Origin of the sequence: Arthrobacter sp. NPDC080073, assembly GCF_040686575.1 — a bacterium.
In the GTDB taxonomy this organism is placed as follows: domain Bacteria; phylum Actinomycetota; class Actinomycetes; order Actinomycetales; family Micrococcaceae; genus Arthrobacter.
Window position 1 is genome coordinate 135,549 of the sequence record NZ_JBFBKR010000005.1, and the last position, 13,569, is coordinate 149,117.

General features: G+C 63.3%; 15 protein-coding genes. 9 read left to right on the forward strand and 6 right to left on the reverse strand.

Annotated features, from left to right (window positions below; all coding sequences use genetic code 11):
- Positions 1 to 167: 167 nt before the first annotated feature.
- Positions 168 to 923 carry an HAD family hydrolase gene (locus AB0O52_RS08310; RefSeq protein WP_364535991.1) on the reverse strand — a complete coding sequence of 252 codons (756 nt, stop codon included), beginning with the start codon at positions 921 to 923 and terminating at the stop codon, positions 168 to 170.
- 223 nt (positions 924 to 1,146) lie between these two features.
- Here AB0O52_RS08310 and AB0O52_RS08315 point away from each other — a divergent pair, with 223 nt between their 5' ends.
- Positions 1,147 to 1,659, forward strand: coding sequence for a hemerythrin domain-containing protein (locus AB0O52_RS08315; RefSeq protein WP_364535994.1), 513 nt, complete (start codon positions 1,147 to 1,149; stop codon positions 1,657 to 1,659).
- 296 nt (positions 1,660 to 1,955) lie between these two features.
- Here AB0O52_RS08315 and AB0O52_RS08320 read toward each other — a convergent pair whose 3' ends face one another.
- Positions 1,956 to 2,381, reverse strand: coding sequence for an Hsp20/alpha crystallin family protein (locus AB0O52_RS08320; RefSeq protein WP_364535997.1), 426 nt, complete (start codon positions 2,379 to 2,381; stop codon positions 1,956 to 1,958).
- Between the two features lie 616 nt (positions 2,382 to 2,997).
- Between AB0O52_RS08320 and AB0O52_RS08325 the strand changes: the two genes are divergently transcribed.
- The 6 genes from AB0O52_RS08325 (at position 2,998) to AB0O52_RS08350 (ending at position 7,909) form a co-directional block, all read left to right on the forward strand.
- Positions 2,998 to 3,510 carry a PRC-barrel domain-containing protein gene (locus tag AB0O52_RS08325; RefSeq protein ID WP_364536000.1) on the forward strand — a complete coding sequence of 171 codons (513 nt, stop codon included), beginning with the start codon at positions 2,998 to 3,000 and terminating at the stop codon, positions 3,508 to 3,510.
- A 161-nt stretch (positions 3,511 to 3,671) separates the two neighbouring features.
- Positions 3,672 to 3,827 carry a hypothetical protein gene (locus AB0O52_RS08330; RefSeq protein WP_364536003.1) on the forward strand — a complete coding sequence of 52 codons (156 nt, stop codon included), beginning with the start codon at positions 3,672 to 3,674 and terminating at the stop codon, positions 3,825 to 3,827.
- Positions 3,828 to 3,979: 152 nt separating this feature from the next.
- On the forward strand, positions 3,980 to 4,651 hold the full coding sequence (locus AB0O52_RS08335) for a response regulator transcription factor (RefSeq protein WP_364536006.1): 672 nt from the start codon (positions 3,980 to 3,982) through the stop codon (positions 4,649 to 4,651).
- On the forward strand, positions 4,648 to 5,943 hold the full coding sequence (locus AB0O52_RS08340) for a HAMP domain-containing sensor histidine kinase (RefSeq protein WP_364536009.1): 1,296 nt from the start codon (positions 4,648 to 4,650) through the stop codon (positions 5,941 to 5,943). The genes AB0O52_RS08335 and AB0O52_RS08340 overlap by 4 nt, the downstream gene beginning before the upstream one ends.
- A 152-nt stretch (positions 5,944 to 6,095) precedes the next feature.
- Entirely contained in the window at positions 6,096 to 7,418 is a 1,323-nt protein-coding gene (locus tag AB0O52_RS08345; protein WP_364536012.1) for a ferredoxin reductase family protein, read from the forward strand.
- Positions 7,415 to 7,909, forward strand: coding sequence for an FMN-binding protein (locus AB0O52_RS08350; RefSeq protein WP_364536015.1), 495 nt, complete (start codon positions 7,415 to 7,417; stop codon positions 7,907 to 7,909). The genes AB0O52_RS08345 and AB0O52_RS08350 overlap by 4 nt, the downstream gene beginning before the upstream one ends.
- 38 nt (positions 7,910 to 7,947) lie before the next feature.
- On the opposite strand, the gene AB0O52_RS08355 is transcribed toward AB0O52_RS08350, so the two are convergent.
- From AB0O52_RS08355 to AB0O52_RS08365, 3 genes are all read right to left on the reverse strand, one after another.
- A complete protein-coding gene (locus AB0O52_RS08355) occupies positions 7,948 to 8,973 on the reverse strand; it encodes an NADPH:quinone reductase (protein WP_364536017.1) in 1,026 nt (341 codons plus the stop codon).
- A gap of 15 nt (positions 8,974 to 8,988) precedes the next feature.
- Positions 8,989 to 9,528, reverse strand: coding sequence for a TspO/MBR family protein (locus AB0O52_RS08360; RefSeq protein WP_364536020.1), 540 nt, complete (start codon positions 9,526 to 9,528; stop codon positions 8,989 to 8,991).
- Between the two features lie 72 nt (positions 9,529 to 9,600).
- Positions 9,601 to 10,185, reverse strand: coding sequence for an XRE family transcriptional regulator (locus tag AB0O52_RS08365; RefSeq protein ID WP_364536023.1), 585 nt, complete (start codon positions 10,183 to 10,185; stop codon positions 9,601 to 9,603).
- A gap of 120 nt (positions 10,186 to 10,305) precedes the next feature.
- Here AB0O52_RS08365 and AB0O52_RS08370 point away from each other — a divergent pair, with 120 nt between their 5' ends.
- Together AB0O52_RS08370 and AB0O52_RS08375 are read left to right on the forward strand one after the other, a co-directional pair.
- The gene (locus tag AB0O52_RS08370; RefSeq protein WP_364536026.1) at positions 10,306 to 11,259 is read left to right on the forward strand and encodes an NAD(P)/FAD-dependent oxidoreductase; all 954 of its coding nucleotides are present in this window, start codon (positions 10,306 to 10,308) and stop codon (positions 11,257 to 11,259) included.
- Positions 11,260 to 11,382: 123 nt separating this feature from the next.
- Positions 11,383 to 12,321 (forward strand): 5'-3' exonuclease, encoded by a 939-nt coding sequence (locus tag AB0O52_RS08375; protein ID WP_364536029.1) that lies wholly within the window; start codon positions 11,383 to 11,385, stop codon positions 12,319 to 12,321.
- 41 nt (positions 12,322 to 12,362) lie between these two features.
- Here AB0O52_RS08375 and AB0O52_RS08380 read toward each other — a convergent pair whose 3' ends face one another.
- On the reverse strand, positions 12,363 to 13,454 hold the full coding sequence (locus AB0O52_RS08380) for a hypothetical protein (RefSeq protein WP_364536032.1): 1,092 nt from the start codon (positions 13,452 to 13,454) through the stop codon (positions 12,363 to 12,365).
- Positions 13,455 to 13,569: the final 115 nt, after the last annotated feature.

Below are 13,569 nucleotides of genomic sequence, written 5' to 3' on the forward strand. Positions count from 1 at the left end.
AAGAAGGTCGGCTGCGGATCAAGAACCAGAAATACTGGTAGTTAAGATAGTAAGCATGCTTACCATGTGAGCGTAACCCCTTTGATGAATGTGGTCTGAGAAGTGCGCGAACTGAGCCTGGCAAAGGTCCGCGTCGCCCCGCAGGGGGCGTTTCTTTCCTGCGGCGACTATCGCGATGCGTTGTCCGTAGGGGCTCCGGGCGCGGTTCCACCCGGTTCCGCGTCATCGTTCCGGCGTGCAAGTTTTCCAAGGGCGCTGGCGTCCAGTCGCTCGAGGAGTGCTTTTGGTCCTGAATAGACTTCGACGGCGCCTGCCTCGAAAAGCTCGGCTGCGCTGATCCCCCCGCACGTGAGGCCGATCGTTTCAATGCCGATCCGGGCCGCAGCCTTGACATCCCAGACGGAGTCGCCGACAAATGCGACATCTGCCGCGTTTAGGTGCAGCTTTTCAAGTGCCGCTAGGAGAATGTCGGGGGAGGGCTTGCTCTCTGCCGCCTCGGCTGAACTCGTCGCGCAGTCGATCCAAGGTTCGGCATCAAGGACGTTTCGGAGCACCCGAAGATCCCGCTCGTGTGCCGAGGAGGCCAATGCCACGGCCAATCCGGATTCCGCACACGCTTGCAGGAGGGTCCTTGCCGAGTCGAAGGGCCGGATAGCCGGCCAAAAGGTCGAGAAAATTGCGCCGTGAGCGCGCTCGACGGCATCGCGGATATCCCGATCGGAATTCGCGGGGAGCAGGCTCTCAAGCAGTTTGTCTCCACCCATGCCGATGTGGCGGTGGATGGAGGCCATAGGCACGTCCAGTCCTTGTTGCCGGAAGGCCTGCCACCACGCCGTGGTGTGGAAATAGGTGGAGTCAACCAGGGTTCCGTCCACATCGAACAGGACTCCGACGTCTTTAGCGCTTTTCGTTTGGTCCTTCATGAGTGGCAACCTTCCTTTTGGCTGCTCCGGCCTCGGCCGCTACGCGATTCCGCATCGGTGCGCGGATGGTCCATGAACGTCCCCGGGGTGCAGCAGAATATGGTAAGTATACTTACTGAAATGAATGCCCGACGTCCTTCCAATGGGTCAATCCCAAGGACTCCTGCGCATTCATAGGATGCATCCAGGGGTTCGCGGATGAACCTTGTGAAAGGAACACGTTATGGACATTACCGATGTGATTCTCAACGATCATCACGACCAGCGTCGTATGTTTGCGCTCCTGGACGAGATGCGCGATGCGTCAGCTTCGGACCTCGATGCTGTCTGGTCACGGCTACGTATACTCCTCGAGGTCCATGCGAAGGCTGAAGAGCTGTTGTTCTACCCGGAGCTGCTTTCGCTAGGCAAGGGAGCTGGTGGCAAGGACTCTTCGGAGGGCGAGACAAGCGACGCAATTCATGACCACAACGAGATCCGGGACGCGATCACAAATGTAGGCGCCTACGAAACCGGCTCCGCAGATTGGTGGCTCGCAATCGCGAAAGTGAATGAAGTAAACGGTGACCACATGGCGGAGGAAGAGCGCGAAGGGCTGAGCGATTTTCGTCGCCATGCCAGTTTGGACCTCCGGCATGCGATCGGATTGGCCTTCTGTGCCTTTGAAGCGGGCCATGCGGGAGGGATCACTGGCCACGATCTGGACCCGGAATCCTACATTCGACGGCATCAGTAACACGGTCGGGCGTATCCGCGCGAGAAAATGCGCATACGCGGGAGAAAACAGGTAGCCGGTACTCAAGCGCCGGCCCTTTCGGCAGCCTACGATGGGGACGAGGGCGATTTCCTGGAAGACGCTCTCGGCGGTAGCTGCGCCAATGCCCGGCACAGGGTGACACCGGGCATTGGCGCGTCCCCTCGCCCGGGCCGAAAGGCTCATCCGGTATCTGACGGAACAACCGCGCGCACTGCCGGGTTAGCATAGGCGAGAACTTCAGGTCCGGCGCCCCGCTCTTGGGCGGTTGCCTCTGCTCAGGCGCTGATCTCCTGGCGCTGTTTTCCGCCTGTTTCGATTTCGATGCGGCGCGGCTTCGTTTTCTCCGCCACCGGGATGCGCAGGGTCAGGACCCCGGCGTCGTAGCTTGCCTTGACACCGTTGGTGTCCAGCGCGTCGCCGAGGATGAGCTGGCGGCTGAAGACGCCGCGGGGGCGTTCGGAGGCGATCAGTTCCGTGCCCTCGCCGACGGGGTCCGGGCGTTCGGCCTTGACGGTCAGCACGTTTTGTTCGACGTCGATGTCCACCGAGTCCACGTTGACTCCTGGCAGATCGAAGGCGACCACGAAGTCCTCGCCTTCGCGCCAGGCGTCCATCGGCATGGCTGCCGGCCGTGCCGTCGTTCCGAATACCTGACGGGTCAGCCGGTCGAATTCACGGAACGGGTCCGTTCGCATCAGCATGGTGTGTCACTCCTTGCAGATCGCAGCTTTTGTTGTCACCCAGCCGATCTATGGTGGCTGGTATATATTTCTTATAGCACTGCAGCCAGATAATGGCAAGCCGGATTTTGGTTGGATGTGGAGGGAGATACGGGAGAAGCGCCCAGGCCGAAATTGGGGCGTGGTTTTCCGTGATTTTGCCACCGAGGCGATCTCGACAGCATGTGCGTGCGGCGCTACTTTGGGCACATGAGCGAAGAGCGCGTACAAGAGCGGCACACGCGCGATGCGAACCCGGAGAACCCGGGAGCTGATTTCCCAGGCTGGAACATGGCCCCTCACGGAAGTGATTAAGATGAGCACTGAAAAAAACAACCCTGACCCTCCGGTCCAGGATGGCGTCCAAAACGATACAGATCCGGTTTCCAGGGATCCCATTGGTTCGACGACCGCCGAGAAGGGCCCATCCGGCGGTCATATGCCGCTCGCCGAGACAGGTGCCGGTGAGCCATCGGAGACCGGCTCCGAAGATCCGCCCGGTCCGGCAGAAGAGCAGAACCGGGCTTCTGCCGATGACCGCGGCCTAACGACTGAGGTATCCCCGAGTGACTAAAACGGGTCTTCGAGAGGAGCAACCATGATCGCAAAGGAACACATCGACGCCCTGCTTCGGGGCAACGGCAACGTGCTGAGCCGGGACGGGGAGAAGATCGGGGGTATTGGCCAGTTCTTCCTCGATGGAGATACCGGTGAACCCAGTTGGATCACTGTGAAGACGGGGCTGTTTGGCCTGCGGGAATCGTTCGTCCCGTTGGAAGGGGCCTGGGTCCAGGGCAATGACCTCGTCGTCCAGCATGGCAAGGATGAGGTCAAGGACGCCCCGCTCATAGATCCAGGCGGACATCCCGGTCCGGAAGAGGAGGCCCGTCTTTATGAGCACTACCGTCCAGAAAGGATCCGCACCTACGCTGAGGCCGCTGACGGGGACAGCGATGGAGATGCCGGGAGACCGAACGCGCACCCGGATGCTGATCAGGGCACCGGACATCCCAGGCTGCGCCGCTACTCGGAAGCCGACAAGAACGGCGCTGATGAATCCCTTACCGAGGAACTGCGCAAGGAAAATAGCGACCCGCAGGAAGGCGTCTGACCTGCGCAGCAGGTCGCCATTTACGCCTTCTGCGAATCATTCGACGCCAACGGCTCCGGGGCCGCAGCGTGTCACTGGAAACCCTGTTTCGCGCGGAGTAGATTGAGGCCAGCCGCCGAGCCCGGGGCTGTTCGAGAACCGCAATTTGGGAGGTAATGGTAATGAGCGCGTTGCTGTGGATCCTGGCTGTGATAGCGATCGTTTTGTTCATCATAGGCGGCACGGTGAAGGCTGTCGGCTTCCTGTTGTGGATCGCTCCGATCCTGCTCGTGGTCGCGGTGATCATGTTCTTCGTCAACCGTGGACGAAGTGTCTAGGCCAGGAATTCCGCGCCGGCGATCCCGGCGGTTGAGGAGATCGTGACGACCACTGGCGGGCCCAGTCGGCCGGGGTAGCTGCGCCCATCCGGACGGGACCGCCCGGTTTGCCTTCAGCCGTCGGCCCCAGCTCCGACGCCTATACTCCGACTATGAATGAGATGAAGCCGCGCGTTCTTTTGGTCGAGGACGACGCGCAGCTTCGTGCGATGCTGGAAGAGTTGTTTGTCGGCGAAGGCTACGAAGTTTCCAGCGCTTCGGACGGGCAAAAAGGCCTCCACCTTGCCCTGACCGGGGAATTCGACGTGCTGGTTCTGGACCGGGGCCTTCCGGTAACGGACGGATTGAACCTGTTGGCGAGACTGCGCAGGGAAGGCGTCGAGACCGCAGCCCTCATTCTCTCCGCACTGGGCAATCCCGCAGACAGGGTGGAGGGACTCGACGCCGGTGCAGAGGACTATCTCGCCAAACCCTTCGACGTTGATGAACTTCTGGCGCGTTTGCGTGCCTTACGACGCCGGCATATCGCCGCCGCCACGACCCTGCGGATCACTGGTGGTCGCTTTGACCTGGAATCACGCAGCGTAATCCGCCCTGACGGTTCCGTCGTGGTGCTGTCCGAAAGGGAGAGCGCCCTACTGGAGGAACTGGCACGTTGGCCGAACCGGGTGTTCGGCCGTGACGAGATTCTCGAGTATGTGTTTCCGAACGCGGAAGAAGCCGGGGTGGTCGATACCTATGTCCATTACCTCCGGCGGAAGCTGGGACGGGGCAGCGTGCGGACGATTCATGGCGTCGGCTACAGGATCGGTACGCTCGCATGAAGGGTCAAGCCGAGGACGAGCTGCAGCGGTCCTCTTGGCGACTGGCCCTGCAGACCGGCGCTTTGCTGGTGCTGCTTTTGGTGGCGATTGCGGGATCGGTGCTGTTGATTGTCAATACGAGCCAGGCCACCGCAGCCCGGCGCTTGCTGACGACCGCCACCGAGCACGTAGATTCGATCGTGGACGCGCCAGCTGGAACCTGGCTGGCGATCTCCAACCAAGGCACTTTGACGGTCTCCCCGGGGATGCCGTCAGGGCTGCCGGATTTGAAGGCTATCGAGGCTGTCGCCGCCAGCGGAGTCGCCGCCCAGGAGGACGTTTCGATGGGGGGCCGCTCATACACCGTTCGTACCGCTGATTCGGGGGGCAGGGTCGTCCAGGCGGTATTCGATCGTCACGAGAATCTGGAGGAACTGAACCGGCTGGGCGTTGCCCTGCTGCTGACCTGCGGGGGAGCAGTGGTGGTGGCCAGCCTATTGGCGGTGTGGTTGGCGCGGCGCACCATGCGGCCCATGGCCGAGGCCCTCGACCGGCAGCGGCGATTTGTCGCCGACGCAAGCCACGAACTGCGCACGCCGCTGACTCTGCTGAGTATGCGAGCGCAAATGCTGCGGCGCCGCGTGGCATCTTCTCCAGTGCACGAGCCGCCGGGAAACATTGACGCGGAAGTGGACGCCATGATCGAAGATTCGCGCTCGCTGACTCGATTGCTCGAAGACCTGCTCATTTCAGCGGATTCGCGGCAGATCGAACTTACGGACGTCGACGTCGTGGCATTGGCGGACGACGTCGTCGAATCGTTTTCGGTTTCTGCCGCGCGCCGCGGGATCACGGTTGAACGAAGCGGAATCGACGGCCCAATGCGGATCACCGGCGCGCCGACGGCGCTGCGCCGGCTTTTTGTGGCGTTGCTGGACAACGCGGTCCGTTTCGCCCGGTCTCGCGTGGAGGTGGGCGTTTCCAAAGACTCGAGGACCCTTGTCATCACGGTCAGCGACGACGGTCCCGGATTTTCCGACGACGTCAAGCCTAGGGCCTTCGAAAGGTTCGCAACTGCAGCGCCTGCCGGGGTTGCACCGGAGGACGGTACCGGGCCGCGCCACTACGGTCTCGGGCTCGCGCTTGTGGCTGAAGTGGCCGCCCAGCACGGAGGCCGGGTGGAAATAGGGACTCAAGCCGCGGGAGCAGTCATCATTGTGCGCCTGCCGATGATCCGAGGAAAGCGCGGGAACCCTCCTGTGGCTGGTTCGTTGTTTCGCGCCTTGGTTTCCAGGCTTCGAAGAATGTTCTAAGAACGCGAACCTAGCATTGCGAACATGAACAGACCATGGGCCACCCTGGGACAGAGCAAATGACCGCCCGGGCCGGGACAACGGGCCGGACGGCCGGTCAACGGAGGGTGCCACAACGGACGCGCTATCTGCGCCGGGCTCGTTTGGCCGACTTGCTGGAGACGATTGTCTGGTTGTCGGTAGCCCTTGTCCTGGCGCTGTTCCTGGCGGATAGCGGACTGGTGGAATTCAAGACCGTCCCGGGCGCTCTGACCGCCGTCGGCATCATCGCCGGACTCGTGGGGGCCGACCTGATGCTGATCCAGCTCCTTCTGGCTGCGAGGCTCCCGGTCATTGACCGGGCTTTCGGCCACGACCGTGCCTTGCTCGTCCACCAACGGCTGGGCAAGCCCGTTTTCTACCTCATTTCCTCACATGTGCTGCTGCTTTGGATCGGCTACGCGGCGACGGCGCGATTGAATGTCGTTGCAGAGGTCTGGGACATGTTCAACTCGCTACCGGACATGAAAGCCGCCTATCTGGGGTACGCGCTACTGGCGGTCGTCGTGATCACCTCACTGGTTCTTGTCCGGCGGAAACTCTCCTACGAAGCGTGGCATGTGGTCCACTTCCTTGCATACGCCGCGGTGCTCGCAGCCCTGCCGCACCAGTTCAGCACCGGGCAATTGTTGGCTGACGGAACGTGGGCGCGCTACTACTGGTTGGCGCTCTATTTCGGGGTCGCCGCCGCACTGCTCATCTATCGGTTCATCATTCCCGTGTTGCGGACGCTGCGCCACGACCTTCGGGTCAGCAATGTCGTTCCTGAGGCGCCCGGTGTGTACTCCATCGAGATGACCGGACGTTCCCTGGCGGATCTGAAGGTCCGCGGCGGCCAATTCTTCATCTGGCGCTTCTGGTCGCGCGGGCTGTGGTGGCACGCCCACCCCTTCTCGCTCTCGGCGGCTCCGGGGATCCTTCGCCTGAAAGTGACTGTGCGTGAGCTGGGAGGCGGGACCGCCGAGCTGGGTTCCCTCAGGATCGGTACAAGGGTAAGCATCGAGGGGCCCTACGGGCTCTTTACGGACCGGGCCCGCACCACCCGCCGGGCGGTCGCCGTCGCAGCCGGAATCGGAATTACCCCGATCATCTCCCTGCTCGAGCAGGGCGACTTCGCTCCCGGCGAGATGACCGTGATCGTCAGGGCGCCGGACGAGAAGGGGCTCTACCTTTACCGCGAGCTCCAGAACCTGTGCACCAGGAAATCTGCAACCCTCTACGTCTTGCTGGGGCGCCGGCCGAAGAGGGGCCCCGATAGCTGGCTGCCGGCCCGTGAGGCCAGCCACTGCATGAGCCTGTCCACGATCGTTCCCCATGTCCGGGGCGCCGACGTGTTCGTGTGCGGCCCGCGCGACTGGACCGACCTGGTGGTCGAGGACGCAAAGCGGGCGGGCGTACCCCGTTTCCGGATCCACTACGAAAGGTTCAGCTGGTGAGAGCCCGTAGCGCTCTACTCGCCGGCCTCGCTTCCGCCGCCGTCCTCCTGATTGGATGGCAAGCTGGAAACCAGGCAGACTCCACCCCGGGCTCAGCCACGGGGAAGGCGGCCAATCCGCCGTCGGGCACCGGAACGACTTCCGGACCGGGCAGCCCGACGGCGGCCGGCACCAGCCCCGGTCCAGCGGGGCCGGCCGGTGCGGGCGCCAAAGACGGAACCTTCGACGGCAGCCAGATCCAGACCCGGTACGGCACAGTGCAGGTCCAAGCGGTGATAACCCGCGGCAAGATCACCGACGTCGTGCCGCTGCAGCTGACCGATGTCGGGTCCTTGTCCGGCGAAATCGACCAGCAGGCCGTGCCGATGCTCAAATCCGAGGTGCTATCGAGCCAATCAGCCAACGTGGACACGGTGGGAGGTGCAACCTACACGAGCCAGGGCTACCTCACCTCGTTGCAGGCCGCTCTCGACGCGGCGAACTTCAAGTGATGCAGGGATTTTCGCCGATCTCGAGTTCGATCGCGAGCTCAGGGCGCGGACACGTCGATCAGGATCTTTCCGACGAAGCCTTGCTCCACGGCGTCATGCGCTGCGGCGGTTTCCTCGAGTCGAAAACGGGTTAGAGGCAGCCCGTGTTCATTGCCGACACGCAATACCCCTGCTTTGAGTGCTTCGGTGACGGCGGCAACGGCCGCGCTCTTTTGCTGATCCGTAACGGTGTAGGTGAGGACAAACTGGTATTGAACGTTTTTTGCCATACTCTCGCGAATGGGAATGGCCAGGGATTCACCGGGTGCAGCAGCATAAATGGAAATGGTTCCGCCGGCCTTCAGCACAGCGAGGTCAGTGCCGATGTTCGCCGGAGCGTTGACATCGACGATCGTATCAACGCCGGTGGGGGCCACCCGTGAAACTGCCTGCGGAACATTGTCAGTGCGGTAGTTGATCACGTAGTCTGCGCCGGCCTGCCGGGCAAGTTCACCCTTCCTTTCCCCGCTCACGGTTGTGATGACGGTTGCCCCAGCCCAGCGGGCGAGCTGAATGGCAGCGTGCCCGACCGCCCCTGCGCCTCCGGTGACAAGCACCACGTGCCCTTCCAAAGATCCGGGGGAGAGCCTGGCCGGACCATTTTGCTTGGAGGTCAGCGCACGATGCGCGGTCAACGCCGGAATCCCCAGGGAAGCGCCCGTGTCGAAGGATTCCGTGTCCGGAAGTGCAACGGCCTGCGCGGCCGGCACCACCACGTACTCCTGGGCTGTGCCCTCGGTACTGCCCCAGGCAACGTCCCACAGCCAAACGCGATCTCCGACGGACAACCCCGTCACGCCGGGCCCGAGCTCGTCGATAACGCCGGCGCCATCCTGGTTGGGCACCTTCGGTGCCTCCAGCTTGCTTCCGGTCCCGCTCCCGGCCCGGGACTTCCAATCGGTGGGATTGACTCCCGACACCACCACCCGGACTCTGACCTGGCCCGGTCCCGGCGATGTCAGCGGCCTGTCCTGCAGAACCAGCACCGACGACGGACCTGTCCTTTCGTACACGACGGCTTTCACTGTTACTCCTCATCGTTAGTTGTTGGCTGCGGCATAGAGGTTCAGGCTGGCCGAGAACACGATCCAGGAAATGTAGGGCAGCATAAGCAGTCCTGCTGTCGTGTTGATAAGGCCGAACAGGATGACGGTGGCTGTCACGGCCAGAGCCAACGCGGCGATGAGAAGAAAGGCAAGCCAGAGTGCGGCGTCGCCCCATACCGGGTACATGCCGAAAAAGGTGGGCGCCCACGCTAGGTTGAGCAGCATCTGGATGCCGTACGCCGTCATGGCTCCACGGGTTTTGGACGACCTTTGGCGCCAGACAAGCCACGAAGCAACGGCCATCGCCGTGTACAGCACCGTCCAGACCGAACCGAAAACCCAGCCCGGCGGCGTCCAGGGAGCTTTGTTGGCGGTCGCGTACCAGCCGGAGGCATTGCCAAGGATGGCCATGGACCCCAGCAAAGACACCGTGTAGGAGAGAGCGAGGAGACCCAGGAGTACCGAGACCTGGCGCGCAAGACCCGTCCGGGGCGTTATAAGCGGCCCGCTCGTCTGTTGGGATTCGCCCGGCACTTGGTCCACCTTGTTTGATCGAGGCTTGGACTTACAGTTTGACAGGCACGCACCGCCTGAGGGGCATGACGGTTATGAGGGCTTGGGGCGGGCGCGGACGTGCATCCGCTCGCCCTGCTGTCCGAACAGACTGATGAATTCGACGGGTTTTCCGTCGGCGCTGGCGAACCAGTGCGGTGTGTGGGTGTCGAACTCCGCGGCCTCGCCAGGGCGGAGTTCAAAGTCTTTGTCGCCCAGCACCAGGCGTAGCCGTCCGTTGAGGATGTAAAGCCATTCGTAACCTTCGTGAACCCGCGGATCGGGCTCGGCTCCACGGGCATCACCGGTGAGCACCATCTTGAAGGCCTGCAAACCGCCCGGCCGGCGCGTGAGGGGAACAGCCGTCATGCCGCCATGCGTGATGGGCCGCAGGTGAATTCTTGGATCCCCGGTGGGTGGAGCGCCGACCAGATCATCAAGGGGAACGCCGTACAACCTTGCCAAGGGCAGCAGGATTTCGAGGTTCGGCCTGCGTTGGCCCGATTCCAGTCGGGACAGGGTGCTAACCGATACCCCCGATGCGGAGGACACCTCTCCAAGGGTGAGATCCCGCTCCGTGCGGAGTGCCCGGAGCCGGGGTCCGACAGCTCCGAGAACATCGTCCAGCTCATTTGCCATTACCCAAGTTTGCCATAACAGCAAAATATTTTGCCAGCTTTTTCCATGCGATGGAAGCTGGTTTAGCCGCCCAAAGAAGGTGACGGCGGACTTTCACTACACGACGAAGGGCAAATCATTATGGACACCACACGGTATGACGTTGTGATTATCGGGGGCGGGGCTGCGGGGCTCAGCGCGGCCACCACGCTGAGCCGCGCGCTGCGCTCGGTGCTGGTCATCGATTCGGGAACGCCCCGCAACGCGCCTGCGGCGGGTGTGCACGGTTATCTTTCGAGGGACGGTATGAGCCCCGGGGAACTTTTGTCCATCGGACGCAGCGAAGTGCTCTCCTACGGAGGAACGGTCATTGACGGCGAAGCCGTTTCGGCACGGCGGACCGCCGATGGATTCGAGGTGATGCTCGGAGATGCCCGCCGCTTCTCCGCCAGGCGCCTCCTCGTCACCACGGGTTTGACTGACGGGCTGCCTCCCATCGACGGTTTGCGGGAGCAATGGGGGCAGGGTGTTGTGCATTGCCCCTACTGCCATGGCTGGGAAATCCGGGGGAAGCGAATCGGCGTGCTGGGCACCGGTCCGATGTCGGTCCATCAGGCACTGATGTTCAGGCAATGGTCCCCAAACATCGCTCTTTTCCTCAATGACACCGTGGACCCCACCAACGAAGAGTGGGACAAGCTCCGCGCCCGGTCCGTGACCGTCGTCAACGGCGCCGTAGCCTCTGTTGACGCGGTCGACGGTGTCCTCACGGGCCTCACGCTGCGCCAGGGCTCCTCCTTCGACATACAGGCCTTGGCTGTCAGTACACGGATGGAGGCTAGGTCCGCCCTCGTGGAATCGCTCGGGCTGAGTACTCAGGTGCACCCCATGGGGGTGGGGCGGTTCATCGAGACCGACCTTACCGGTGCGACTGCCGTCCAGGGTGTGTATGCAGCGGGCAATGTCTCGAATTTGATGGCCCAAGTGATCACCGCGGCGGCCGAAGGCGTCATGGCCGGCGCACGGATCAACGCCGATCTCATCGAAGAGGAAACCCGGTGGGCCGTTGAGGGACCCCCTCCGAGGATGCCCTGAAAGTCCTCGCCAGCTGGGCCGCCACCCAGCGCGACACCACCGAAGTGGTGGTCAAGGAGAAAAAATGACGACCGTCCGACCCACGCTCCGCCCTTTGCGGGTTCTTGGATGTAAGGATCGGTTATGACCCACCGCCTGATGCTCCTGGATACGGCCTCACTGTACTTTCGGGCCTTCTACGGCGTGCCCGATTCGATCCGGCGCGCCGACGGCACCCCGGTGAACGCCGTTCGCGGCCTGCTGGACATGATCGCGCGGCTCACCTCCGACTATGGGGCGACGCATCTGGTGGCGTGCTGGGATGATGACTGGCGTCCGAAGTGGCGGGTGGATCTCATCCCGACGTACAAGTCGCACCGGGTCGCCGAAGCGGTAGAGGGTGCTCCCGATGTCGAAATGGTGCCGGACGCGCTGCAGGCGCAGGTTCCCATGATCCGGCAGGTCCTCCGCCTAGCGGGGATCGCCGTCGTCGGGGCTGCCTCGCATGAAGCCGACGACGTCATCGGCACCTACGCCAGCCACGCGAAGCTTCCTGTCGACGTCGTGACGGGTGACCGCGATCTGTTCCAGGTGGTCGACGACGCCCGCCAGGTCCGGGTCATCTACACGGCGAAAGGCCTGCGGAACCTCGAGATCGTGACCGATGCGGTGGTCGTCGGCAAGTATCGCGTGTTGCCGGAACAGTACGCCGACTACGCGACGCTTCGCGGCGACTCCTCCGACGGGCTGCCGGGCGTCGCTGGGATCGGCGAAAAGACCGCGGCGTCATTGCTGGCGACGTACGGGACCCTGGACGCGTTGCTCGCGGCCGCGATCGATCCAGGCAGCGGGCTGTCCGCGCCCGCGAGGTCGAAACTCGCCGCCTCCGCCGATTATCTGGCGGTTGCTCCCGTTGTTGTGAAGGTCGTGCGCGACCTCCCGCTGCCCACTCTCGATGAGGCGGGAGCGCTGTTGCGTCCCGTCGTCGGAGACTCGCGCCTTGAACTCGAGCGTCTCGCTACCGACTGGAATCTCGGCGGCTCGGTGAAACGATTGCTCGACGCTCTCGTACTCCGTCAGTGAGGGGACATCAGCCCTGCGATATGATCGGCGCCGCTGACAAGTCAGTGGGCTGGTGAAAGCGGGCTGGTGCCTGCTGTGGCGCGCACCTTTAGCGTGAGCGCGGCGACGGCGAGCATTTCGAGTCCGGTCCATGCGAGCGTCCCGCCCCAAATTTCAGGGGAGAAGCTAAGCGTTCCGTCGTGGAGCGCCACCCCGGCGAAGTACGGGGCCCAGAACACGACGGGGGAGAGGCCTATCGCGGTGATGAGCCTTGCGCGGCGGTCCGGCGTGGGTCGCGCCGCCGCCCACAGCACTGCGACGAGGACGGCACCGACAAGGGCCACCGGCACAAGCCAGACGTCCCGCAACGCGACCATGATCTGCAGGGATATGGAGGGGAGCAGTGCCATGGCCGCGGGCACCGAGGCGTGCAGGCGCCAGCGCAGCGACAGCAAGAGGACGGGCACGAAGATCACGGCAGTCGAGACGAAGAACGATGCCAAAGAAACCATGACGCTCGACGACGTCGGACTCGTCACCGCGGGTTGCGCCCCGCCGGCGCCGCTGTATGTCTGGATGAGCCCATGGCGCGCGAAGACCGCGAACTCCTGCAGAATGAATGCCGCAACCATACCGGAGAGCATGGCGCTCACGACGGCGGGTATCAGCTGCGGCCATGACCGCTGGGGTGAGTGCCATGCTGAGGAGAAGGGCGCGCTGAGGATGAGGAAGCCGCCTGTCGCGAGCCCCAGATGGGACGGGCTGAAGAGCGCCTTGAGGCCCTGCTCGATGCCGAATACCGAATGCCAGGCGAAGTCGGCCGCCCCGGAGACGAGGAAGAGGAGGACCCCGGCTGCCGCGGCCCCGTAGCCGGCGGGGATCGCTTCCGTCCACCGCGCGCCGGGGGCGTGCCGGCGCCAGGTCAGGGCGGCGATCCAGACGGCGCAGGCAGCGAACCCCGAGTAGAGGATCGCGTGCCACGGAGTGAAGAACGTCTCGAGATCACTGAGGTTGTTGTGAGCCCAGCCGTCAACATAGGTTCCGGTGAGGAGCCAAACGCCGGCCGCGAGGGTGATGATGTCTTCAACGGCAGTGGTGGGCCGGTGGACTGAGACCGGCGGATTCGCAAAGGCGTGGGCTGCTGTGGCGTCCATAGCTCCACAGTAGGTCTCGCCGCTTTCCGCGGCGAGTAGCAATGTGAAGATCAAGGCCTCATCGCGCCGTCGCCCGCAGCGGCCCCGCAGATCCGACGTATCGCCCGGAGTGCGT

What these genes read in the sequence shown, in the direction of transcription:
- AB0O52_RS08310 (WP_364535991.1), bottom strand. Translation starts at nt 923, where the DNA reads ATGAAGGACCAAACGAAAAGCGCTAAAGACGTCGGAGTCCTGTTCGAT.
- AB0O52_RS08315 (WP_364535994.1), top strand. Translation starts at nt 1,147, where the DNA reads ATGGACATTACCGATGTGATTCTCAACGATCATCACGACCAGCGTCGT.
- AB0O52_RS08320 (WP_364535997.1), bottom strand. Translation starts at nt 2,381, where the DNA reads ATGCTGATGCGAACGGACCCGTTCCGTGAATTCGACCGGCTGACCCGT.
- AB0O52_RS08325 (WP_364536000.1), top strand. Translation starts at nt 2,998, where the DNA reads ATGATCGCAAAGGAACACATCGACGCCCTGCTTCGGGGCAACGGCAAC.
- AB0O52_RS08330 (WP_364536003.1), top strand. Translation starts at nt 3,672, where the DNA reads ATGAGCGCGTTGCTGTGGATCCTGGCTGTGATAGCGATCGTTTTGTTC.
- AB0O52_RS08335 (WP_364536006.1), top strand. Translation starts at nt 3,980, where the DNA reads ATGAATGAGATGAAGCCGCGCGTTCTTTTGGTCGAGGACGACGCGCAG.
- AB0O52_RS08340 (WP_364536009.1), top strand. Translation starts at nt 4,648, where the DNA reads ATGAAGGGTCAAGCCGAGGACGAGCTGCAGCGGTCCTCTTGGCGACTG.
- AB0O52_RS08365 (WP_364536023.1), bottom strand. Translation starts at nt 10,185, where the DNA reads ATGGCAAATGAGCTGGACGATGTTCTCGGAGCTGTCGGACCCCGGCTC.
- AB0O52_RS08370 (WP_364536026.1), top strand. Translation starts at nt 10,306, where the DNA reads ATGGACACCACACGGTATGACGTTGTGATTATCGGGGGCGGGGCTGCG.
- AB0O52_RS08375 (WP_364536029.1), top strand. Translation starts at nt 11,383, where the DNA reads ATGACCCACCGCCTGATGCTCCTGGATACGGCCTCACTGTACTTTCGG.
- AB0O52_RS08380 (WP_364536032.1), bottom strand. Translation starts at nt 13,454, where the DNA reads ATGGACGCCACAGCAGCCCACGCCTTTGCGAATCCGCCGGTCTCAGTC.